Source organism: Citrobacter portucalensis (genome assembly GCF_002042885.1).
GTDB classification, from domain to species: domain Bacteria; phylum Pseudomonadota; class Gammaproteobacteria; order Enterobacterales; family Enterobacteriaceae; genus Citrobacter; species Citrobacter portucalensis.
In genome coordinates, this window is sequence record NZ_MVFY01000039.1 from 1 (window position 1) to 411 (window position 411).

Here is a 411-nt window from a genome sequence, read left to right on the forward strand (position 1 = left end):
ACGTCCTTCATCGCCTCTGACTGCCAGGGCATCCACCGTGTACGCTTAGTCGCTTAACCTCACAACCCGAAGATGTTTCTTTCGATTCATCATCGACTTGCAAAAATTTGAGAGACTCGAACACACCGCTTTTCATTTCTTATTACGGAGAAATGAAACAGTGTGTCGTTTCAATTTTCAGCTTGATCCAGATTTTTAAAGAGCAAAACTTCTTAATGCACTCGAAAGTACATTCAGAAGTTCATCATTCATCAGACAATCTGTGTGAGCACTACAAAGAACGTTTCTTTAAGGTAAGGAGGTGATCCAACCGCAGGTTCCCCTACGGTTACCTTGTTACGACTTCACCCCAGTCATGAATCACAAAGTGGTAAGCGCCCTCCCGAAGGTTAAGCTACCTACTTCTTTTGC

The 411-nt window shown here is 43.6% G+C and carries 1 rRNA gene; it reads right to left on the minus strand.

Going from position 1 to position 411, the window contains the following annotated elements:
* Positions 1–294: 294 nt before the first annotated feature.
* Positions 295–411: ribosomal RNA gene (locus tag BZK40_RS24095) — 16S ribosomal RNA — on the minus strand; the annotation flags it as partial.